16 protein-coding genes are annotated in these 23,311 nt (G+C 36.7%); 10 read left to right on the forward strand and 6 right to left on the reverse strand.

Features of this window, described 5'->3' with window-relative positions:
• Window positions 1-12 precede the first annotated feature (12 nt).
• A complete protein-coding gene (locus tag F6K18_RS01510) occupies window positions 13-246 on the forward strand; it encodes a hypothetical protein (protein ID WP_287517965.1) in 234 nt (77 codons plus the stop codon).
• 234 nt (window positions 247-480) lie between these two features.
• Here the strand turns inward: F6K18_RS01510 and F6K18_RS01515 are convergent, their stop codons facing one another.
• Together F6K18_RS01515 and F6K18_RS01520 are read right to left on the reverse strand one after the other, a co-directional pair.
• The gene (locus F6K18_RS01515; RefSeq protein ID WP_287517968.1) at window positions 481-2,199 is read right to left on the reverse strand and encodes an alpha/beta hydrolase; all 1,719 of its coding nucleotides are present in this window, start codon (window positions 2,197-2,199) and stop codon (window positions 481-483) included.
• Window positions 2,200-4,032: 1,833 nt separating this feature from the next.
• Window positions 4,033-5,388: an FAD-binding oxidoreductase gene (locus F6K18_RS01520; protein ID WP_287517969.1), complete on the reverse strand. Its 1,356-nt coding sequence runs from the start codon at window positions 5,386-5,388 to the stop codon at window positions 4,033-4,035.
• Window positions 5,389-5,760: 372 nt separating this feature from the next.
• Between F6K18_RS01520 and F6K18_RS01525 the strand changes: the two genes are divergently transcribed.
• The 3 genes from F6K18_RS01525 to F6K18_RS01535 all read left to right on the forward strand — a co-directional run bounded on the left by F6K18_RS01525 (window position 5,761) and on the right by F6K18_RS01535 (window position 12,714).
• Window positions 5,761-5,895: a hypothetical protein gene (locus F6K18_RS01525; RefSeq protein ID WP_287517970.1), complete on the forward strand. Its 135-nt coding sequence runs from the start codon at window positions 5,761-5,763 to the stop codon at window positions 5,893-5,895.
• Between the two features lie 568 nt (window positions 5,896-6,463).
• Window positions 6,464-9,307, forward strand: coding sequence for a DUF1156 domain-containing protein (locus tag F6K18_RS01530; RefSeq protein WP_287517972.1), 2,844 nt, complete (start codon window positions 6,464-6,466; stop codon window positions 9,305-9,307).
• 209 nt (window positions 9,308-9,516) lie between these two features.
• A complete protein-coding gene (locus F6K18_RS01535) occupies window positions 9,517-12,714 on the forward strand; it encodes a helicase-related protein (RefSeq protein ID WP_287517974.1) in 3,198 nt (1,065 codons plus the stop codon).
• Here F6K18_RS01535 and F6K18_RS01540 read toward each other — a convergent pair whose 3' ends face one another.
• The 4 genes from F6K18_RS01540 to F6K18_RS01555 form a co-directional block, all read right to left on the reverse strand.
• Window positions 12,715-13,695: a tyrosine-type recombinase/integrase gene (locus F6K18_RS01540; RefSeq protein ID WP_287517976.1), complete on the reverse strand. Its 981-nt coding sequence runs from the start codon at window positions 13,693-13,695 to the stop codon at window positions 12,715-12,717.
• Window positions 13,696-14,046: 351 nt separating this feature from the next.
• Window positions 14,047-18,303 (reverse strand): hypothetical protein, encoded by a 4,257-nt coding sequence (locus F6K18_RS01545; RefSeq protein ID WP_287517977.1) that lies wholly within the window; start codon window positions 18,301-18,303, stop codon window positions 14,047-14,049.
• Between the two features lie 520 nt (window positions 18,304-18,823).
• Window positions 18,824-19,564, reverse strand: a complete 741-nt coding sequence (locus F6K18_RS01550) for a hypothetical protein (protein ID WP_287517979.1) — start codon at window positions 19,562-19,564, stop codon at window positions 18,824-18,826.
• A 266-nt stretch (window positions 19,565-19,830) separates the two neighbouring features.
• The gene (locus F6K18_RS01555; protein ID WP_287517980.1) at window positions 19,831-20,043 is read right to left on the reverse strand and encodes a hypothetical protein; all 213 of its coding nucleotides are present in this window, start codon (window positions 20,041-20,043) and stop codon (window positions 19,831-19,833) included.
• A 171-nt stretch (window positions 20,044-20,214) separates the two neighbouring features.
• Between F6K18_RS01555 and F6K18_RS01560 the strand changes: the two genes are divergently transcribed.
• The 6 genes from F6K18_RS01560 to F6K18_RS01585 all read left to right on the forward strand — a co-directional run bounded on the left by F6K18_RS01560 (window position 20,215) and on the right by F6K18_RS01585 (window position 23,251).
• The gene (locus F6K18_RS01560; RefSeq protein WP_287517982.1) at window positions 20,215-20,703 is read left to right on the forward strand and encodes a hypothetical protein; all 489 of its coding nucleotides are present in this window, start codon (window positions 20,215-20,217) and stop codon (window positions 20,701-20,703) included.
• A gap of 96 nt (window positions 20,704-20,799) precedes the next feature.
• On the forward strand, window positions 20,800-21,000 hold the full coding sequence (locus F6K18_RS01565; RefSeq protein ID WP_287517983.1) for a hypothetical protein: 201 nt from the start codon (window positions 20,800-20,802) through the stop codon (window positions 20,998-21,000).
• Window positions 21,001-21,230: 230 nt separating this feature from the next.
• The gene (locus F6K18_RS01570; RefSeq protein ID WP_287517985.1) at window positions 21,231-21,449 is read left to right on the forward strand and encodes a hypothetical protein; all 219 of its coding nucleotides are present in this window, start codon (window positions 21,231-21,233) and stop codon (window positions 21,447-21,449) included.
• Window positions 21,450-21,592: 143 nt separating this feature from the next.
• Window positions 21,593-21,784, forward strand: coding sequence for a hypothetical protein (locus F6K18_RS01575; protein ID WP_287517986.1), 192 nt, complete (start codon window positions 21,593-21,595; stop codon window positions 21,782-21,784).
• Between the two features lie 167 nt (window positions 21,785-21,951).
• Window positions 21,952-23,010: a ParM/StbA family protein gene (locus F6K18_RS01580; RefSeq protein ID WP_287517988.1), complete on the forward strand. Its 1,059-nt coding sequence runs from the start codon at window positions 21,952-21,954 to the stop codon at window positions 23,008-23,010.
• Window positions 22,997-23,251 carry a hypothetical protein gene (locus F6K18_RS01585; protein WP_287517990.1) on the forward strand — a complete coding sequence of 85 codons (255 nt, stop codon included), beginning with the start codon at window positions 22,997-22,999 and terminating at the stop codon, window positions 23,249-23,251. The genes F6K18_RS01580 and F6K18_RS01585 overlap by 14 nt, the downstream gene beginning before the upstream one ends.
• Window positions 23,252-23,311 lie beyond the last annotated feature (60 nt).

Here is a 23,311-nt window from a genome sequence, read left to right on the forward strand (position 1 = left end):
TACAAATTAACAATGAAAGGAGTCAGTCCTCAGGAGTCAGTAGGGAAAAAGAAGCAAGAGGAGAAGAAAGTTTTTGATTGTGTTTGCGTAGCATTCTGTAGGAAAGCGGAACAGAGTTCTATGGCGCTATTAAACAACATGATATTACTCAGGCAACAGGTAATCAAAAAACTGATTGCAAATTCATTTAGAGCAGGACAAAATTTTCGGGGTTGCACATTATGGAATGATATTGCCAAAAATTAGTTTAGACTTTGACTAAAAAAAACCTAATATCAATCATTCTAGCAATTGATTAATCCAAAATCCTGTTCATCAAAAATCTAAAATCATTCGTCACTATGCAACGCGAAATTTTCTGATCATCTGTCTGAATGTGTATGATTATAATCATAATGTGCGGAATGATTTAGGTTTGCTCATATTATTTTCTATAGCTCACACACCACTCTTTAGATACCCAACTGGAGATCATCTCAATTAGTTTTTTCTTGCCTGTTTCAATGTTTTACTTAACTGAGTTTCTGACAAAGACCGCACAAAACTCAGATTAAAAGGTTTTTCGCCGATGGTCTGAGCATAAGATGCTTGTAAATATGAACTATATTCAGGGCGATCGGCAACATGGGTTTGGAAGAATGCTAAACCAAAAGCATTAGCATAACCATTGACTACATCTGGATCTGGTTGAATCAACTCTGCTAGAGTAGTGAAACTATTTTCTCTAATTGCCTCAAAATCAATATTGATATGATCTGCTCCTTCTGTTAAGACCAAATATTTGTCAGGAGTTGTCAACCAAGTAAAAGAGTTTGCTTGTTCTAAAACAATAGGAGTAATTTTATCTTCACTTGCGCTTCCCCACAACACAGGTAACTCAATCTGACTCAAACCAGCTTTTCCAAATAAACTACTATTGACTGGATCGAGTACAAATATTCCTCCAATTCTATCATCTTTCAAATTATATTTTTGAGGCTTCAATTCCAAAGCACGACACTGTAGCAGTAGCGACATATTTAAAACTTCCATTTGTGGGCCACAGTCTTGTTTTAGTTGCTGAAAGTTAATCTCTGCACCTGCTAAAGCAAAAGCAGTATAAGCACCAAAAGAATGACCAAATATACCTACCTTTTTCAGGTTTAATTGATTGTGGAATTGATATTGATTTAACTGCTCTAATTGATTTAATAAGAAAGAAATATCCAAGGGGCGGTCAATAAATTCATTGCCATGGAACATATCCTTAGTTTTACCTGCTAAAAATTTCTGGATATATTCATAATCACTACCTGGATGTTGGGGTAGAGCAACAGCAAATCCATAAGAAGCTAAATGTTTAGCTAAACTTTCAAAATTAACTCCATTAGAACCTAAACCGTGAGAAATTACAACTACAGGAATTGATATTTCTGCTGAAGAGATATTGGGTAAATAAAGTTGTACTGAAAAATTGCGATCGCGTCCCTCATCTTGCAGGATAATTTGTTGCTTTGAAAAGTTATATTTTCCTTTTTTCCTAATATCTGGTAAACGAGAAAAATCTACTTTTTCTTCTTTGTAAGCTTCTGTTTGTGTCAGATTTGCTACAGTTTCTATAAAAGTTTTTGTATCTTCTTGTACAGCAGCAATTTTGTCAGTTACAGCAAAGACTTCTTTTGTATCCAGCCACATAGTGTTGCGGGGAAAATGACGGATAAAATTTATGATAGTTAAGCCTTCAGGATCATTTGCCGCCTTTAATAAAGCAGTTCTAATTTCCTCAGCACCATTTTCAACAGTAGTTAAATTCTCATTCTCAGAATTTGATGAAGTTTTGATTACTTTCCCTAAGTTTTTCAGGAATAATTCTCCCATAGGGGAATTGATAAATTGAGAGACTATCTGAGGAGGAAAATTATAGCGGTTTTGTAATAGATCCCGATATTTATCTTCTTTTTCAGCTTCTAACAGTAGCATATAACTAGCTAGTTCATAGCTAATTTCTCCCGTTTTGGCATAATTTTCTAATGCTGATACAGGAATCAAAATATTTAGATCTTTATGGCCTAGAGAAATCTGCTTTGCTGCATTCACTGGTAAAGCAGTTAAAAGAGCAGGAATTATGCTTAGACTTAGAGATTTGAACCATTGGTTAAAAGTAGAATAATTGCTTTTTCTCTTGTTTGTTTGTTTTACTGGAAATACTTTATTTTTCACTATTATATTACTCCTAATTACTCCTATAATTAATAACTTTTCAGCCGTTTATTCTGCTTTTCGAGAAAGCATACTAACCCTAAAGTTATTAATGCTAGACAAATAAATATACTATCCCCTAATAAATTTTTGCTTGATCGGAGGGATAATTCTATATAACTAATTGAGATTAATTCGGGTTTGCAGAAAAAAAATGTTTACCGTTTTCTCTAAATTTTTCTCGGAAATCACAGTACCTTTGGAGATACTATAATTCAGTATGTCAGAGTGTTAATTGACTTTTTGCATCGTTTTATACTGATTTTTTTTCGTCAATTTATAATATTATTTACCAACAAATCAGTCAAAATATTAAATCAGTAATTAAACATTTAACTTGCATATATTTCTAAAAGCGCATAAGAAAAATAGAAGGATTTAGTAAATTTTGCACTCTTACAGTGACTAAAAATAAGAAGCAAACTAAATGTGTAGTTTGTTTGCAACTGTGTATTGATAGTTAAAACACATCATATTAATATGTCTGAAGCGAGATAATCCATTGCTTTTTCCACTAGCTCTTGGAAGGATAACTATAAGAATATAATCAATTATCTCATATTCAATCTATTTAATTAATTACAATAGAACTTCTTAAGATTCTTTTGTCAAATAATCTCTAATATCATGTCCGGATAATTAGTTATAAAAAAACTTTCTCCTTCAACTCCAGTTGTTCTTCTTTCTTCCCTCTTTCCTCCTGACTCCTGACTCCTGAGGACTGACTCCTCCCTAGTTATTTATTTATCACTGTTTAACCGGACATGATATAAAACATTACAGGCATGAGAATCAAGTCTTAATCCAGTATGCTAGAAACAATGAAAAAGGGAGTGTTACAGTGTATTCGGTGGTTTATGAAGTACAGTAGGGAGCAGGGAGCAGTAGGGACGTTGCGTGCAACGTCCCTAGGGACACGAGAACATTTATGTAAGTCAATTTAAAATTGTTTAATAATTAGATGAAAGGTAAGACGTTGAGTGTAAATAGTTAAATATTATCTAACATTGACAGAGCTTTTAATCCCCTGTGAACATCAGACTTTTTTTGAGGATTCAGGTTAATTATCTGTTAACAATATCAACTAAATAATCCCCAGCAATCCCCCACAGGTCACTATACATACCCACCCAAAAATTGCTATGTATTCTATCTTTTCTTTGAGCTTCTGTTCATCTACAAATGTAATTTTGAACACCAGATTTTTTGATAAATTTACCTTGATAAAATCAACCAGTATCAGCAATAGCGATCAGTCAAATTAAATTAGTCAAACCTTGTACATTACCTAGACTTCCCTCTAGATTATATCCACCTGTTTTACAATCTTTAAACATGGCGAGATAGACGTATTCCTACTACTGAGCAGTTACGCCAAGAGTTAGAAACCTGGAATCAACAGCGGAATCAAAATCTTAGCAAGGTGGTTTGGCGTTTTTCCACGCTTCGATGCTAGAGTCAAACTGCAACATCTTTATCTTTATCCTGTATTTGAAACTTCCAAACATCAATAATTCCCCCGGATTGTTCACCTTCACTATCAACCAGTAGCGATATAGCTGTCGCTAAACTCCGCCAACGCTTATTTTTTGATTTTTTACTGTCTATTCAAGAGCGATTGCTATCGTCTTTACTTCTGACTCCTACCTTCAAAAAATTTTATCCCGATCCTACCGGATTTGATATGACGAGTTATTTTTTCCTTCATTAAATCATCTTGAGCAGTTGAGCTTTTTTCTAACAGAGGAAATAAGTCTGCTCCTTACCTCCATAGAAAAACTCTAATAATTTTTTCTATCTCTCTAACCAAGCTTTCATTTTTCCAGGATTTAATAATCCGTAGGGGTCTACCTTTTTCTTAAATTCTAACTGCTCAAAGTCTGTAGTTTTCATTCCCCCATCTTCCAAAATGTAGGTATGAGGATTAAAAATATTTACCCCATTTTTTTCGTGATATTCAATAATTTCATTTAGTCGTTCTTCTGAAGTATAACGGACAATTTGTAATCCTACTGGTGTAGTTTTACCATCCATTTTCATAAACTCTAAGTGCATGATTACTTCATCACCAAAATGCCGATACATTTTTTCTACAAGTGCCAGATTTCTATCAGCAGGAAAACCACTTTGTAAATAAGTCAAATTTGTATCTACACTCCGAGCGTGTAACGTCGTATGATTCCAAGTAAATTCATATATTGGCGTACCCTTACTTGCCTCTTCAGCAGTTTTTTCATAACAAATTTCACCCTTAAATTCTTTAACTAAATCCTGAAAAGACTCCAAACTATATTCAGATACCATCAAAAAAGCACAATGTTTTCCTTCAGGAATTGAACTTTTTACCCCAGCAAAAAAACTAGGTATCGGCCAAGCAAAAACAGTAATTAATTTTTTGACAATTCCATCACTATCTCCCAATGCTTGACCGAATTTTGCACAGGTCATAAAGTCGTCAAAAGTTACTATTAATTCTGCCCAAGGATAAGTAGGAGCTAAAGGTATTTCTAATTGAGTAATAATTCCATTTGTTCCATAAGCATGATTAACTTTTTGTACCTCATCGCCACGCAATTCTATAACTCTTGGTTCCTCTTCCATAGTAACAACTCGGACAGCAGAAACATTGCCACGATGACGTAATCCACCATAATTAATTGAGCCAATTCCACTACTACCACCACCGATAAAACCGCCAATTGTAGCAGTGCGATAAGTTGAAGGAGACATTCTTAATTCCCAACCAATTTCTCTGGTTTTTTTATCTAATGCTATTAATTTTACTCCTGGTTCGACGCAAGATAAACCTGGTTTAATCCAATTAATATTATTCATTTTTGTAGTGTCGAGAACTACCCCTCCTTCTAAAGGAATACATTGCCCATAATTACCAGTTCCAGCACCTCTTACTGTTAAAGGTGCTTGATATTTAACGCAAATTTTAGCTATTTGTAAAACCTCTGCTTCATTGGTAGGGCAGACAATTAAATTAGCTCTTTTATCTTTTAGTTGGGATTGTAAAATTGGGCTGAAATGATAATAGTCTAAGGAGAGTTTAATGACTTGATTTGTTTCGGTAATAATTTCGATATTTTTTAGGTCTGATGCTAAAGCATCCCAATTTATTTGTTTTGTTTTAGCTGTTGTCATTAGTGTTTTGAGTAAAAAGTTATTTTAACATTATTATGTAGGATTCCCTTGAAAAGTAGTCATTACAACCAGAGGAAGCAATCCCCTAAACCCTTGATATTCCTTTATTTCACTCCGTTCTAGTTGCAATGACTTGACTACAGTAATTATCTTAGTTTAATATTATAGATTATCATTTTCTTTGTGGGTTTAATACCCCACCGTCTACACAGTGTTCAAAATTACTTGGGGGAGCGTAGACGCGGAGCGGCCCTTCGTTGACTATCCCCATGTAATTTTCCTCCTGTCTCCTGTCTCCTGTCTCCTGTCTCCTTCTTCAAAACAATTTTCATAAGTATTCAGCTAGGAAACAGTTATAGGAGGTTAATTGCCATGAATTTTATTAAACTTGGTAGAGTGGCCAAAAGTTTAACAGGAGCGATCGCTGCTTATATAAGTTTTTTCTCAATTGTCATTGTCACCCCTACTCTTGCTATAAACTCCCATAGGAGAATTACAACGTGGTGACAATGCGACTATTTCCGGGCAAGTCATAGGAATTTCGGGCGATGAATTTATGCTTGATGATGGCACAGGACAAATTTTGGCGTTGGTGAATATAGAATGCTTAAGAATAAAATTGTTGTCAAACTCAAGAAAAAATCTACTGTCCCAAATGCCAATCTTCTCGTTATCAGAAAAATGGTTAACGTTAGGGCATTGGACTTTGGACAAAAAAAGTTAGCGTAATATTTACACTAACTACTGAAATTAAGATTTAAAGACCGAATTCATACTGGAATTATCTTTGTTTTTGAAATTATTTATCATCCTGAAAATCATAGGAAAATAACTAAAAGTTGGCATCCCCGTCGGCGATCACTCTCAATTATTTCTATTTTTCAGTGATTAAATTCACTGGAGACAGAGGAACATTGCCAGATATGATTAGCGTAATTATTACACTAACTATTTTGCTTTTTGTCCAAAGTCCAAAATTTAATAATATTGATATTTAAAATCTCATCCAGTGCGAGCTTATATATCGCGGCCATATTTTAACTAATATCCATCCATTATTTATAGGAAAAAATAAATGAACAATTCCCAACGTCCGGCTGTTTTTATTGAAAAAATTATGCCTGTGAAATTATTAAATCAACAGGTTTATTATGAACATGGAGGTAATCCTTTTAAGGGGTTGCATCGCTGGTATTCTCGTAAACCTTTATCGTTTTCAAGAGCTTCCGTTTTAGCTTCTTTATTGCCTGATGATATCTCTGTAGAAGAGTTTGAGTATTTGTTAGGGTTGAAAAAGCGGAGCAATTCTATTCAAAAAAGTGAACAGTACAAGGATGATACTAAGCTTTACAAAACTCCTCCTGATGAAACAAGAATTAAGCAAGTACACGACTACTGTGAGAAAACCTGGGGGACGAGAACACCTACTATCTTAGATGCGTTCGGGGGTGGTGGCAGCATTCCTTTTGAAGCAGCGCGGTATGGGTTGAATGTTTTGGCATCAGATTTGAATCCGGTGGCAGTGGTGACGATGAAAGCAGCAATGGAATATCCCTTGAAATTCGGACCTGACTTACAGCAGGATATTGATAAGTGGGTGCAGTGGGTAGGGGATGAAGCAGAGAAACGGTTAGCTGAGTTTTTCCCGTCGTTGCCAGGGGAAACAGTGCAGAATTATTTGTGGGCGCATACGGTGGTTTGTCCGAGTTGTCAGTCTGTTGTACCTTTGAGTCCGAATTGGTGGTTGAGTAAAACGAGCAACTATGCAGGGAAGGGGCAAGCAAGAAAGGTGACAAGTGATTGGTATGCGGTGAAACCTATTCCTAATCCTGAAGGGAAGCGGGTTAATTTTGAATTGATAAAAGGGAGGAAGGGAAAAGGTACGACTATTAAGACTGATGACGGTGAGTTCGATCCGAATGATTACAATACTATTAGTAGAGGTGTGGGTAAATGTTTGAATTGTGGTAGTGTGATTGAGGATGAATCTATAAAAGCTTATTCATCAGTACATAATTTTGGTCATCAACTTTATGCTGTAGCTTATAAAGAAGGTAAAAGCAACTTACAATTTAGATTACCAGAAACAACTGATTTTCAAGGATTTACAAAAGCTGAAGAAGTATTAAAGCAAAAAGAAACTGATTTTACTATCGCTAGTTTGATTCCTAATGAACCCACAAGCACAGGTTTACATGATTCTCCAAGAAACTATGAATATGGACTGCGTAAATATCAAGACTGTTTCAACCCCCGTCAACTCCTAACTCTTGTCACTTATGTCGAAATTATCAATGATGTTAAGTTACAACTACAGGCAGAATATGAACCCGATCAAGTAGAGGCGATCGCTACTTACTTAGCTTTTGTATTAGATAGATGCGCTGACTTAAATTCTCGTCTTTCGATTTGGGATTCTAGTGTCAATAAAATCCAAAGAGCATCAATTACACATTCCCTAAATCTAGTGTGGAATTATCCGGAGGTATGTGGGACTGCTCGACTATGGGAATTAGCTTGTAGTGCAGTAACACAAGATTATACAAAGCTGTCTAATTTATTCGGCACAAAACCCCACTCAGTCAGCTTACCTGGAATTGAAAAACACGACTCAAAAACCATCCAAATAGACTCCGCATCAGCAGACACCCTCTACCACATCCCCAAGAACTCAGTAGATGCTATCATCACCGACCTGCCCTACTACGCCACCATCCAATACGCCGAACTATCGGACTTTTTCTACGTCTGGCAACGCCGAGTCTTAGGCGACATCTTCCCCGACCTCTTTTTAACCGAACTCACTGACAAAGACAGAGAAGCAGTTGCCAACCCCTCCCGCTTCCGCAACATGGGAACATCCCCCGAAAAACTCGCAAACCAAGACTACGAAGCCAAAATGGCACTCGCCTTTGCCGAACATTACCGAGTATTGCGCGACGACGGGGTAATGACAGTACAATTCAACCACAAAGAGTCCGGCGCGTGGGATGTCTTAGCTAAATCTCTTATTGACGCTGGTTTTGAAATCACCGCATCTTGGGCTGTCAGTACCGAAAACCCCCAAAACCTCCATCAAGCTAAGAAAAATTCTGTTTCCAGCACCGTCTTACTCGTCTGTCGCAAACGCGACCCCAACGCCCCTCAAGCATGGTGGGATGACCTGCAACCGGAAGTTGCCAACCAAGTAGAGGAACGCGCCCCCGACTTTGAAAAAAATGACATCACCGGAATTGACCTATATCTCAGCGCATTCGGCCCAGCATTAAACGTATTCAGTCGTTCCTATCCCATATTAGACAGCAGTGGAGTAGAAGTTCGCCCGGAAGTCGCCTTTGCTGAAGCTAGAAAAGCGATCGCTAACTACCGCTTCCAGAAACTTGTACAAACAGATACAGCAGGTTTTGATATTTTGACCCAATGGTATTTATTAGCTTGGGATGCTTTCAGTGCCAGGGAGTTCCCCTTTGATGAAGCCAGACAACTTGCCCTAGCTATAGGAGGTTTCAACGTCAACGACCTCGTTAAAGTTCACAAATTACTAGATTCAACGAGTGGCACTTGCAAATTATTAACACCCCAACAACGACTGAAAAAACGAGCGTTTTTTGTCACTCCTGAAGATTTTTCTGGTCAATATTTAGTAGATGGCATTCATGCTATTATTGCCATTTATCAAGAGGAGGAAAATGTAGAAGTAGTCCGTCGGTTTATGGAAAAAACAGGATTATTAAGCAATGAAATGTTTATGCAAACTATTGAAGTAGCATTAAAAGTAATTCCCGACAAAATAGAAGAGGAACAAATTTTGATGAATTTGTATTTAATGATGGATGAAATTAAAGATAATGTCAGTACCAAAGGGAAACAATTAGAATTATTTGAAGGGCAGTTAAGTTTAGACTTTGGAGATGTTTAAATAGCAATTTATAGTTAAAACTTCTACATTCAAAACTAATAGAAATTTTATCAGTAAATTTGCAGACATAAAAGCTAATGTAGACATTAAATTAATTCCCATAACTGATAACTGATAACTGATAACTGATAACTGATAACTGATAACTGATAACTGATAACTGATAACTGATAACTGATAACTGATAACTGATAACTGATAACTGAAAAATGCCTAACCTCCGTTCCCATCATTGGTCTATTAGCTACTCCAGTAATGAAAATAATCCTATTACTGACTTCTATATCCCTGCCTTAGAATGTGCCATTCAATATGATAGAAAATCTGGTTTTTTTGGTAGTGCTATTCTCAGTAAAGTAGCCAGAGGTTTAGGAGCAATGCTTCAAAATCAAGGTAAAATACGTCTGATTATGGGATGTCAATTTAACCCTCAAGATTTAGAAACTATTCAAAAAGGTTATGAATTGAGAGAAGCTCTAACTTTTCGTCTTGATGCTGACTTAAAACCTCCAGAAAATTTTGCCCAACTAAAACATTTTGAAATTCTTAGTTGGTTAATTTATACAGGTTATTTAGATATTAAAATTGCCATTCCCGTTAAAGATAACGGACTGCCAGAAGCAAGCGATCGCCAATTAGACCCCCAACATATTTTCCATGAAAAAGTGGGAATTTTTACCGATAAAAATGGCGACCAAATAGCCTTTAGTGGTTCTAATAATGAATCGTTAGGAGGATGGGAACAAAATGTGGAATCGTTTCATGTTTATTGTGCTTGGGAAGGAGAAAGAGATTTTGATAGAGTACAAGAGGAAGTATTTAGATTTGAGCAACTTTGGCATAATTTAGCACCTAATGTTAAAGTATTTGATATCCCGGAAGCTGTTGCGGACAAACTGTTACGTTACACTCCCTCTACTAAACCTACTTGGAATCAAAAAGTTGAATTTGACACGAGACCATTACCATCAAAACTATCATATTTTTCTGACAACAACTCCGAGAAAAAACAGGAAAGTAAAAACATATTTTCTACAGATAATATTGTAGAAAAAACTATCACAAATATCTCAGAAGCAGACAAACAAAAAGAACGTCAAGATTTTAATATTATCATAAATTATCATCAACATCCTGGTTGCCTAGACTATTGCTTAAAATCCATCACAATCAAACCTTGGCCTCATCAAATAAAAATTCTTAAACAAGTTGCTAAAAAATTCCCCTGTAATTTTCTCATAGCAGATGAAGTTGGATTAGGAAAAACAATTGAAACAGGTTTAATCTTACGTTATTTACTCCTCACCAAAGCCATCCAACGAGTTTTAGTATTAGCACCAGCCAGCGTTCAACCACAATGGCAAGAGGAACTCAGAGAAAAATTTAATCTCCACTTTTGGAGTTACAACAAAGGAGAATTTAAAGACCCCTACGGCAACACTTCAACTATTAATCAAACTAACCCTTGGAACAGTCATAAACTAATATTAGCATCGTCCCATTTAGTCAGACGTGCTGAGAGAATGACAGAAATATTAGCAGCAGAAAAATGGGATTTAATTATTTTAGATGAAGCTCATCACGCTCGTCGTCAAGCTCCTCAAAATAGGAAAGAAACTCCTAACTCTCTCTTGAAATTAATGCAGCAGTTACGAGAAAAAACTAAATCTTTAATCCTATTATCTGCTACTCCTATGCAAATAGACCCTATCGAAGTTTTTGACTTATTAGAACTTTTAGGATTAAAAGGACATTGGAGTTATGGGGATAATTTTTGTAACTATTTTGCCTCTTTATCAAGTAAACCAGACGAGCATACTTTCAATTTTTGGCAGACAATGACTACAGATTATTTTAGACTAGGAGGAGTACCTTGTTCTCAGTTTGCATCTTATCTAAATCAAAGCGATCGCTTAATGTCTTACCGCCTCCGAGATATTTGGCAACAAGGGAAAAAAATAGTTAATTATAAAAGTCTAGCACAGGATAAACCCTTTGTGAATACTTCTCGTCAATATTTAACTATTAATACTCCCCTCAAAGACTTGATGTTTCGTCACACCCGCGACACCTTACGTCAATATTATCGCCGTGGTATTCTCACTAGGGATATTCCCAAACGAGTTGTGCAAGATAAAGCTATTGTATTAGAACCCAACAGGGAAGTACAATTATATGTGGCAGTTAGTGACTATGTACGTCATTTCTATAAATTAGCTCAAAAAGAAAAACGTCAAGCGTTAGGTTTTCTAATGACTCTTTACCGCAAACGTCTCACCAGTTCGTTTTTTGCGATTCGGGAGTCATTGCAGCGTCGTTTGGATGGTATTAGCATTACTGCTGATGACTTGGGAGACTTAGATGATGCTGACGATGCTATTATTACAGGATTAGAAAGTTATTGTCAAACTGAAACTGTAGATCCCCAAGAAATTGAATATTTAGAAAGTCTATTACTCCAGTTTGAAAATACTGGTGAGGATACTAAACTATCTCACTTCATCACAACTTTAAGAACAGAATTAATAGATAGAGAAAGTGTAATTGTATTTACCCAATATACTGACACAATGGATTATTTACGACGGACTTTAAAAGATTTATATGGGAGTCAAATTTCCTGTTATTCTGGACGTGGTGGTGAACTTTATCAAGATGAAAAATGGTGTCTAGTTCCTAAAGAGAAAATCAAACAAAAATTCCGAGCTGGAGAGATAAAAATCTTATTATGTACTGAGTCAGCTTCCGAAGGTTTAAACTTACAAACTTGTGGAGTAATTATTAATTATGATATGCCTTGGAACCCGATGCGAGTTGAACAGAGAATTGGTAGATTAGATAGAATAGGTCAAGTTTATCCCACTGTGAGAATTTATAACTTTTATTATGATGGAACAGTAGAAGCTAAAGTTTATAAAAAACTGCGCGATCGCATTGATACTTTTCAAAATATAGTAGGCAATCTTCAGCCTATTTTAGCCAAAGTTCCTACTTTTATAGAGCAGGCAGTTATGAGTGCCGACCCTGAAGAGGAAAATGTATTAATGTCTGATTTTGATAAAAATGTGTTAAATACTCCTCCATTAAGACCTGCTTTAGATGAGATGATAGCTATGGATGTAGAGGCAGATTTAACGGAAATTAGGCAGCCGTTAATTCCTACAAATTTATCTGCTGAACTAATAGAAAATTTATTTACTGATTCGTTAATATTAAAATTATTAGGGGTAAAATTTACATTTTTAGAGGATAAATTGTGGCAGTTAAATTATCAAAATAGTAATTATCAAGTAACATTTGATGTGAATGTTTTTGAGGGTAAACCATCTGTAAGATTTATGAGTTTTGGAGAACCTTTGTTTGACGAGTTGTTAGGGTTAATAATGAATAATAGCAGCAACCTTTAATCAATCATCAATTAAATCTCCTAATAAATCACTCATATCGCCCTGTGCTTTGTTTAAATTATCATCATAAATTATCAAAGTTTTCGGGTCAGCATGACGAGAAAAATCCTGAGCTTTTCTAATATTACCACCATTAAGATTAAGCACAGTAGTTATGGCTGAATGCCTCACTCTATGAGGACTCATTTTCTTTTCAATACCCACCACTTCAGCAGTTCTGCTAACCAAATTATAAAGAGACTGAGCAGTTAACCTCTTACCCCGATTAACATTATCCAAACTAATAAACAAAGCATCAGTGCTAGATGGATACTTAACCCTGGGAATCATCCATTCCCTTAACGCCATTATAGTTACACTATTCAACCTCACCCGTTCCTTATCATCCTTCCCCTTCCCCATCACCCATAAAGAGCGATCGCCTAACTCTACATCCGTACAATCCAAACTAACAACCTCAGCACGTCTCAAACCATTACCCCATAACAGTTGCAACATAGCATAATCCCGCTTACCTATCAACGTATCTCTGTCAGGATATGACAAAATCTTCTGAATATCCGTAACTGAAACTCCCGTCGTATCCCGGTACTTCTCAACCCTACCCGCTTGCAAAGCTTCAACATCTAACTTCCACTGACAACACCCCACATCATAAGCATACTTAGCCAAAGCCTTAATAGCATTGACTTTCCTAGCTACTGAAGCAGGCTTTAAATTACGCTCTGTGACTAGATACCTCCTAAACTTTAACACCAACTGTACCGCCTGAGACCTACTTAAGTTCAAAAACTGCTGCACCGTTGTTTGATTTAGCTCCACACCATGAAAATTAAAAAAATCTCTCATATCTATGGAATAAGCACGTCGAGTATTTGGCGATCGCTGATTAGCAATCATCTCCTGCCATAAGTCCTTTTCTTGCTCCAACTTGGCTATTTGTAATGTCCAATCATTGGATTTTGAGACAAAATCACTCATTTTGGCCGTAATTGGGTTCATAGATTTACATACGCACCCTTATCATAATCAATCCCCCCTGGTAGTAGCTAGGTACTATGTACAGAATATCTATGGTATAATTAGAGATGAGTTAAGATTGTTGTTACAAATTTCATACTTTACAATACAACTAAGGTTTATCTAAAGGGTAGTAAAATGGTAGCAGCAGGTAAAGTAAAACCAATAATTAGTACAAAATATATGATTTTAGATAGTTTACGAGAATTATAAGAAGCTTGCGATCGCAGCTATATATGCCCTCTCACATAATGTAATTAAATTTGTTATGAATATAACAAATTTCACTACTATTTGAGCTAATTTTGCTTGTTAAATTGGTATTGGTTCTGGTTGCGATCGTAATTTTTCCCAAAAACTTATCGGCATCGGAGCCATAAATAATTTAATCAAGTCAATAATCGTATCAACTGATAAATATTCCAAGAGGCTTACCCCATGTATGTCGATACCTACCTTTAAATTCTCGATCGTATCCTCCAAAGTTTCCCCTAGTTCCACATATTCATGGAAATTAGGAACCCATTCTTTGATAAACCACTGGGCATCTTCCGGTAGTTCAGATAAAGCTTTTTCAGGAATGTTAGTTTTGTTTAAGGTATCCCAAAGCAAAACTAACATTTTTTTGATCTGCTTATAACCTCCTGGTGATAAGTCTTTTGCTATCTGGGATACCCGCCCCCTGGTTAAACCTACAACTTTAGCTATTTGCTCTTGCGCGAATTTTTCACCCCTCTGAATATGCAGCCAAATTTGCTCAACAAATTTTCTTTCAGACTGTTGGCCTTTTCTTGCTGCTTTTGGACATATATCATAGGTAGATACTTTCTCAATATTTACTCCTGATAGTCTGGAGGCAATAGCATTTATTTCCTCATCTGTCCATTTACCAGGTAAATAAATAGTTAATTGTTCATCAGTTCGGTTAGTTGACCGGAGGCGACCTATAACTTGTTCTAAATCTGCTAACCTCCGACGTTGTACATAACGACCAAAGCTACCGGAGAAGTTTGTAGGGTTTGTGATTTGACCTGTCGTACATTGCCAGTCAGCAGCTAAAGCTCCTAGATTTTCGGTAAAGTCTCCAATGTTAACCATGACATTACAATCTAAGAACTGATTAGAACCACGACTATCATTCCCCCAATGTCCAGCTATCTCTATATTTTTTGGTAATTGGTGAGAGTAAGCATGAGCTTTGTAGTCGATCAATCCAATTTTTTCATCTTTGTGGTTCTCAGCTACTTGGTTAATTAATGCTGCTACTCTTTCAGTTTCACAATATTCGGAACCACTACGGCGTTGATTACTGGCATGACCAAAGTCTTGTACAAATTTTAGAGTTAAATTACTGTGGTCTTTTTCCAGACTGGAAAATACTAATATAGGTTCATCTTTATCTAGTTTGAGCTTACGTCTTAAATCAGCCGGGTCTATGGTTGCATCTAAGAAAATATTTATTTTTGCTGAGTTAATAATGTTTTGATGCCGATACCAGGGTTTGGTTATGGTTAGGCAGTTCTTACTCAGACTTAGGTTGATTTTTCTGTAACCATTGGTTTTCTTAAGTTGTTTCGATACCGCTTGTTTTTTCTTAAGTTGAGCTATTAAATCTTCTATAGAAGGTGTAGGAAATGATGAGTTATTGAATAATTGCCCAGTAATATCAGCATCCCATAAATCTATCTCAGGATTAGTCCAGTTGTCTTCATAGATTTTAGTGAGAGTATTTTTTACATCAGGATTAGTGCGAAGTATACCAAGAGTTTCTTCGTTTTGAAACCCAATAATAGTAGGTTCGTGACCGTTAATCACTTTGAGGATGGGAGAAATGAAATCTAGAATATGGTTTAGTTCTAATGCTTCTCTTTTCTCAGCAGGAGTCATTCTTACATCAAGAATTTCATCAAAATTAGTTTTAAGTAGCTTCTGGCATTGAGTTATTATGTCGTCAATAGAAGGTATAGAGAATGTTTCATATTCACTAACCACTTTGGAAGCTAACTCACCTGTTACGGGGTCACGTTCTACATCGTATACATACTCAGTCTTGCCCCACAAACTTACACCAGGATTAGTTAAATCCTCTGCATAAATATTATTAATAATATCCTCTACATCAGATTTACTCGGAAGTAGTTTAATAGTCTCTCCATGCGGTAAACCGTGCAAACCGTTGGGCTTGTAGTCTTCAATAGCTTTGTAAAGTAGTTTAATTAGTTTCTCTAAAGTTGCTGCTAACTTTTTATCTTTAAGTTTCTCCAGTTGCATTACCGCCCTTGATAAATCATCTAAATCTACATATAAAGGTTTAGAAGATTCTAGGGTTTGGTCAATCTCATCAACTATTAAAGTTGTAGGTACATCAAATTGGTTTAACCCGTTTAAGTCAGCTCTAATATCAGGATAGTTAGGAATTTCTGCTATAACTTTTCCCGCGTCATCTTTGATTTTTTCTGTGCCTAGAGTATTGCGTCTTTCCTCCAAATACTCACAACCAGAAGCAAACATAGGGCATTTTTGACAAATAGGGCTACCTTTACCAGAGTAAGCATTTAATTGGAGTGCATAGGCTGTGTTAAATAGTTTGTGGTCTACACAAGGCGGTTCTATATCATCTTTTTTATCTGAAGGTGTAGCTACTTGATAGGGATTGCCTAGTGGAGTTTTTTTGCTGTAATCATAAGTTAAACCGTTATGTTTTGCTATTAAGTCCTTACGATGTTCTACACTTTCAACTGTAGGGTTCCGGTGGTTAGAGGCTGCAAATACCGTCCGCTCTATTCCTTCTAATTTGTTTGCTGTTAGTCCACCATAAGTATGAGATTTACCTTCCCCACAACCATGCTTATCTAATATTAGAGGCCATCCTTTAGCGATCGCTTCTCTTGCAGGAGCATCACCCCATTCTCTTAAGTCAAATTTAATCTCAGGTTGTTTAATTAACCAGTTCTCAGCTTCTAATAACTTCTGAAATTCTGAATATGTGGGTATGCTGCCTGGACCCGTGTATTTGATATAAGGCCGACCTAATTTAAGTGGTGGCTCCCATAAAGTAATGGCTGTGGTAGTGGTAATAGGCTTAATGATTTTTGTTTCAATATTCAAAAAGCCTTTATATTCTGTATGTCTGGGCTTTACTACCTGAGAGAATTTTTTGAATTTACCGCGAACAAATTTAGCTAGATTATTTGCTTCCCTGGTTAATCCGAATTTTTCCCACCATTGTTGCTTGGTAATAGTTTTGGGCTTTGATGCTTCTTTAGAGTCTCGGAGCAACCATGCTACTCGTTTTAGTACATAACTCTCTGCTGTGTTATCTACTCTCCCGTATTGGGAGTACCTACTCCATAGCTTATCTGCATCACTACTACTTAAAGCAGGGGAACAATTTAAGCAATACTCATCTAAAAGCGATCGCCCGTTGCCAGAATAATTAATATTGTTTCTTTGTAAAATCTCCTCTGTCTGTTGGATATGGCAAGATAGCTTAAATCCTTCCGGGTCGCGGCCTGCTGTCCCCTTGACAACACCATTTTGGATCAAATATTGGGCATCACGGCTTAAGCAATCAAATAACTTAACCGATCCATCAATTAATTTAGGTAGAGATTGTTGTACCTCAGTTTTTAAAGCTTTATTTTCTTCTGGAGATATAGGTAATGGTTTTTGCTTCTCCCAATGTTCAGGAGGTAAACCCAATAATTCTTGAATTGCTGCTATAACGTCAGTATCAGTATACTGAGAGTAGTCGTAATTAACTCTATCTTTACTTACACTTTTAGCTCTGGTGACACGACGGCGTAACTCAGTCCACAAAGGTTGTTGTTTGCGCCATTTACCATCTCCCCAAACAGTGTCAGGGTTGCCCTCATCTAACTCTACAGTTAGCTCTTCTGGTGAGGGTAGTCTCCATCCAAGAAAATCAAATACTCTGGCAAAACCTGCTAGTAGTTGCTCATAAGAATAGGTTGAGTAACTGAAATAGTCTAGGGTTTGCTCATTCCCTTTTCCTTTTCTGAAAAACCCAGGGAACCTCATGGGTTGGTGAGGGGAAATTACAGCGGGGTCACTCCGCATGACCATATTGAGAAGCTTCTGGAGGTAGTAGCGATCGCTTGCTGATAATTTCTCAGATGCCTTTATATGTCCGTGCTTAGACTTTCCACCAGAGCCAATGATTAAAGCCCAATCTAGTTGAGAAACTTCACTAAACCATATTAGTCGCTGTACCTGTTCCTCCGTGCTGCCATCATCCATTTCACAGGATATAAGGTTACTTCCTGTATGGTATTTATTCTTAGGAGCATCACTAGCATCACCAGGGAGGAAAAATACACCATCATCTACTGAAGTTTCTGATATATTTCTAAGCTTAAAGTAGGTATTGTATGGATGACCATATAATTCTCGATCTCCGTTATCAAGTTTTTTGGTTGCGACAATTTCAGCAGCCCCTTTCCAAAAGCTGTTGTGGCCTTCTTTAAACCAGTAAGAAGGTCTGTCGATTATTTCTAAGGCTTTATCAAATGCTGCTTTGCCAGTTAGTAGAGTAGTGAATAGTAGCATCACACCGCACCCCCTACTACATTCCAAGGGTTAGCTAGTGAGTTGTTAGTTGGCCATTGTGTAGGTTGACCTAAGTTTTTGCATTTTGTAACTGATTTACTATAAAGTTTGTAAAAACTTAAGAAATAGAGTACAATAGAGTTATATACGGAAATTTTATTCAAAACGTCTCTCCAATTTATCTGGGAGAGCCTTTATTTATCTTCTGAGGAGGTTGTATTAGTTTCTAAGAAAGAGGGGTTGACACTAACTAGAAAGTTCTATTATTATAGAAATATACTAATACTAAATCTTGACACCTTTAGGTGATGTAAGTTTAGTCCTGGAATAGAAAAGCTGGTAACTTTTACTATTTCCTCAGAAGGCATATAAAGGCTCTCTGATTTTATTTATAGAAAAAACGCAAAAACTAAATATAGTTTTCAAGGAAACTCTCTAACTTGGCGGTATGAGAGTTTTCTGTTTTTTGCGTCTATGCTTTAATTGTACATCATAAAAAGATTTTTAGCAAGCTCAAGAATTACTCTTCAGAGATAGGCTCGTCCAATTCCAAAATAGGCTTGTATAGTATCGGCTTACCTTGCTGTTTTGGGATTCTAACCCATCCTAACCCCTCCGGATCATTATTCAAGCTAGGGTTTGCTAGGATTCCATTTTTCTCTTTGGTCGGAACATTTTTACGGCTTTCCAAATTTAACCTAAGCCCCATCTGGTCTTGTTGTAGTCGGTGCTTAGGTGTGATTTTAATATTTCTGACTTGCTCTTTAGTAGTGTAATCACTTCCTATAATGATAATGTCGTCTTCAGTTATACTATTAGGTATAACATTATCCCCCTGGCATTCAGTGTTACCAATATTATTATTTTTCTCCAAAGGTTTCTCACCTGAAGGGGTTGACATCTTATAAAAGTCAGGGCATTTCTCCAAATAACTTAGACGATTGTCCATTCCTTCTACTTTATTTTTTACTCCCTCCACCGCTTCTAAAACAGATAAAATCTTTTCATCAAATAAATCTTCCCCCCCTGCGGATAGCTCATGGCTATCTAATGGATATCCCTGGGATATATCTGATAGTTTGGGTTTTGTACCCTTTTTCTCTACACAATCTGCAAACCAAGTCATAAATTTTTCTATCTCCGAACTCATACTTGGAGGCGTTTCTAGGCTTTTGCAAGCTGCTTTGAACCTATCTCTTACCTCATCATCTACTACTATTCTAAAATCCTTTTTACTCATATCAATGGCTATATCTGACATATATCTGACATATTACATTTATATCCCTATTGTACAACATTTTAGGATATCATTGTGATATACATGGTATATGCCTGACATATTCCAGTGATATAACATGGATAAACACAGGATATAGTAAATTAAATAATAATTAGGCCACCAAGAGGGGGGTGACATTATATAAACAAATAACTATTTTAGCTATTTATGTTTATCTGTTTTTGATTTTTGAATGATAGGTGATAAATGGCCAAGAGTTAGAGATCAAACTAATGGCCTTCTGCTTATTTGCCTGTAGACTTGTCCACTTCAGCAGCCTTACGCTTTCTTACCATCTGTTTGTAAACTTCTACTTTATTTAATTTTTCTATTTCACTGTAAACACCATCTTTTATCCAATCAGCACATAGGCTTGACTGTGAGCGTCCAGTTTCTGTACATATCATTTGGATATTTTCTAAGACATTATCAGGAATAATTATACTAACTTGAGCCATATATTTTTGTTATTTATATGTTGACTTTTCATCGTACTTTATATTAATATATCACCTATACAGCTAAATTTGAAGCGTATAACAAAACTTTTCAGGTAAGCGGGTTAAAGCGGAGTACCAGTCCAGCAATAACCCTAGCCCAAAAGTTACCTAACAACTTAATGACATAAAATGACAATAGCATTGGATAGGCCAATGAGTCCAGCTTGCGACTCTGCATTGGCTGACGATATTCGGCAACTAATTGATAATTTGCCCTTGATTACCTACGACATCGAGAGAGATTATCAAAAAAACCTGGGATGTGAAGTGATATTAATTGACGATCGCCGTGAGCATTGGCAGGTAGAAATCCATAAGGACATTCACAATAACGAAACCATAGAACTACTTCATCAGCAATACCTCCCCAACGGACAACTAGAGGATATAGGATTCTGTGAAATCAACCATTTACCACAATTCCTAAAGGCTTTTCTGTCTGATGATGTCTGGCAGCAAATTAAAGATATTGCCTACGAAAAGCACGAGCAATATGGTGACTTTGAGAACTCACTGGCACAAATAGCAGAACTAGCGTATCTCCCTGCACCAACTCCAGGACTTCCTTTCGTCAAAGTCCGGGCTTTGCGTGACTATGTTATTGCAGAAGACCTATAAGCAAAACCATCAAAAGCTTTGATAATACTAGGTTTTTGATTTTTGTACGTTTTTCAATTCTAACAAAATCTACACATTCTAAGGAGAAAAATAATAATGGCAAATTGTTTAGGCTATTACGGTTCCTCTGATGAGGCGACCCGCAATTTGAATTATGACGGCACTGCACCCGAAGTAACGGACGAGCAACGCCAAGCTATAGAAAAAGCTGTAGCAGAAGTAATTCCAGAAATCAAAGACCTAAATTCCCGTGACAAACGAGCTGTAGTCAAGTGGGTCGTAAATGAAGGTTATTAAGTAGAAATATTACCCTCGGCATTGTTGCCGGAGTAATAGCAACAATGACATCACGAATAAAACCCAAAGGAATCACACTATCGGAATTTTACTGTGCAGGTAAGGTAGTTCGGGCGAGGTACTAAAACGACTATTTAGAGTGGATGCGCGATCGCCTCTTCCCGAACTGCACTCGCAAGCTCAAGCCTTGGCTACACAACTAAATCAGAGAATAGGAGCAATAGAAAATAATGGATGAAATGGATAAAAATTATATCCGCACTCATGCACTCAGAATTAAAGACCCGAATATCTCTGAGGCTCAAAAAGCAAACTGCAAATGGCGAATTGCTGAGGTCTGTAATTTTCAAGAAAAATATCCAGACTTTGATCGCATAAATACCACCTTAACACCCGCACAAGAGACCGATGTTATGTCTATAGTCGATGAGGTGTTGAACGATGCTTAATGAGTTAATTTTCTATATCAGCTTTAGTGCAGCTTTTCTAGGCACAATCAAGTTAATGTGCAGCTTGCACTAATGTCAACGATCAACGACAAAAGAACCCGTCATCAAAAGCAATGACGGGTTTCAAATAAGACATTAATACTATGATCACGAAAATACCAGAGCTACATCCAAAAGACTTACTATTCCCACCTTACAACTTGTCAGCCGATAACCTAGCTGCACTATTAGGAGTTAGTAAATACACAGTTGAGTCCTGGAGATATAACAGGCGATCGCCTCAAACTGCTATCAAAAAATTGTGCTATTTGGTCTCAGAAAAATTAAAAAGTTGATATCAACAATGGCCACAAAATGTCCTCACTGTCAACAGAGTCAGTGGGGATTTTTTTATGCAGATAAAAAAATTGTACACAGTCTAGTGACACTAATTAAAAGTTCTGCAATGATACCAGTATGTCAGAAACATAACTTACACGGATATAAATTAAGGAGGAAAATAATGGTAGCAAGTTATGGAGTTACGAATAAGTCAAAATCTGTCAGTTCTGTACCAATACAGACACTACTAGGAATTGACCCTGGTAATGGGTTTGTCAAAGCCAGAGCTGACAAGGGAGACAGCATAATCTTACCTTCATTAATAGCCTATCCTACAGAATATTTTGAAGGTGGGGTAGTTGCAAAAAACGGATGTTCTGTGTTATATGTTTCCGGTTCACGGTCTGACCTTATTGGTAAGCAAATTTTAATCGGTGATATTGCATATAGCATCGACCCTTTAAATTGCATCTCCATCGCCAAATCTCCCCAAGCAAAAGCTGATTATGCTTTGGAGTTGTTGTTAGGAGCGGTGGGGCTTTTACCTCAATGCGATCGCGTAATTAACCCCGTCTTGTCTGTCCACGATTCCACAACTTTTGGGGAACAGATTAAGCAGAAAATAGAAGGAGTACACAGAATACAGTTAGACGGTGAACCTCTTGATATTGAAATATCTAATACTAGCGTTACCCCAGAAGGAAAAGGTACTTACTACTATCTTCTGAAGTCTGGAAAAGTTAAAAAATCAGACTTAGTTCTGTTGTTTGATTTGGGTTTTGGAACCTCAATTTATACTGTTTTCCAGGAAGGAAAAATCTTAGAACGATCTATTTTTAGATGGGGAGTCAGAGACTTGTATAACTCCATCTGCCAGCATCCAGAAATGAGAAAAGCCTTAAACGGAGTTGAAGGAGATAGTCACGTTGTCAGAACTGCTATTGAGACTAAAAAGTTTATCTATCGCACTGAAGAAGGTATTTTTGACTTTTCTAAACAATACACAGAAGCATTAATTTCCTGGACTAAATCTAATTTGAAGCAAGCAATGGATAAAATGCGCCCCAGGATTCCAAAAGCAGCACATTTATTTTTAGTTGGTGGCGGTGGTAATTTACCTAGTATCGGTAACTATTTCACTAAAAAAGGATTTGAAATCTTAGGTAATAGCCAGTTCTGTAACGCTGAAGGTCTGTTATCAATTGCACAAGCTAGGAGTCAACAAAATGGCAACAGATAATAATTTGGCATGGGAACATCGTAGAGTTGCTGTCCGGCCTGACCAAATACCTTTCCTGAGAAGGGTTGCAGCGACCCTTGAGACTAACAATTTATCAACTGTTGTTAACTTTCTTTTGGACGATTACAAAATCAAACAGCAATTATTGACAACACCTACAGTGTTACCAGTAGAAAACACTACAGCAGAAACAGACCAGACTCCTGAAGTAGAAATAGATTTAGACGATTTCATGGACTAAAGCATTGATAAAAATTCATTCTCAATATATTCCGCATTATGTGGATACATTTTTAAGGTT

Origin of the sequence: Okeania sp. SIO2C2 (genome assembly GCF_010692625.1) — a bacterium.
GTDB lineage: Bacteria > Cyanobacteriota > Cyanobacteriia > Cyanobacteriales > Microcoleaceae > Okeania > Okeania hirsuta.

Coding starts and splice junctions, on each gene's coding strand:
- F6K18_RS01510 (WP_287517965.1), top strand. CDS start 13: ATGAAAGGAGTCAGTCCTCAGGAGTCAGTAGGGAAAAAGAAGCAAGAG.
- F6K18_RS01520 (WP_287517969.1), bottom strand. CDS start 5,388: ATGACAACAGCTAAAACAAAACAAATAAATTGGGATGCTTTAGCATCA.
- F6K18_RS01525 (WP_287517970.1), top strand. CDS start 5,761: ATGAATTTTATTAAACTTGGTAGAGTGGCCAAAAGTTTAACAGGAGCG.
- F6K18_RS01530 (WP_287517972.1), top strand. CDS start 6,464: ATGAACAATTCCCAACGTCCGGCTGTTTTTATTGAAAAAATTATGCCT.
- F6K18_RS01535 (WP_287517974.1), top strand. CDS start 9,517: ATGCCTAACCTCCGTTCCCATCATTGGTCTATTAGCTACTCCAGTAAT.
- F6K18_RS01540 (WP_287517976.1), bottom strand. CDS start 13,695: ATGAGTGATTTTGTCTCAAAATCCAATGATTGGACATTACAAATAGCC.
- F6K18_RS01545 (WP_287517977.1), bottom strand. CDS start 18,303: ATGCTACTATTCACTACTCTACTAACTGGCAAAGCAGCATTTGATAAA.
- F6K18_RS01550 (WP_287517979.1), bottom strand. CDS start 19,564: ATGTCAGATATAGCCATTGATATGAGTAAAAAGGATTTTAGAATAGTA.
- F6K18_RS01555 (WP_287517980.1), bottom strand. CDS start 20,043: ATGGCTCAAGTTAGTATAATTATTCCTGATAATGTCTTAGAAAATATC.
- F6K18_RS01560 (WP_287517982.1), top strand. CDS start 20,215: ATGACAATAGCATTGGATAGGCCAATGAGTCCAGCTTGCGACTCTGCA.
- F6K18_RS01565 (WP_287517983.1), top strand. CDS start 20,800: ATGGCAAATTGTTTAGGCTATTACGGTTCCTCTGATGAGGCGACCCGC.
- F6K18_RS01570 (WP_287517985.1), top strand. CDS start 21,231: ATGGATGAAATGGATAAAAATTATATCCGCACTCATGCACTCAGAATT.
- F6K18_RS01575 (WP_287517986.1), top strand. CDS start 21,593: ATGATCACGAAAATACCAGAGCTACATCCAAAAGACTTACTATTCCCA.
- F6K18_RS01580 (WP_287517988.1), top strand. CDS start 21,952: ATGGTAGCAAGTTATGGAGTTACGAATAAGTCAAAATCTGTCAGTTCT.
- F6K18_RS01585 (WP_287517990.1), top strand. CDS start 22,997: ATGGCAACAGATAATAATTTGGCATGGGAACATCGTAGAGTTGCTGTC.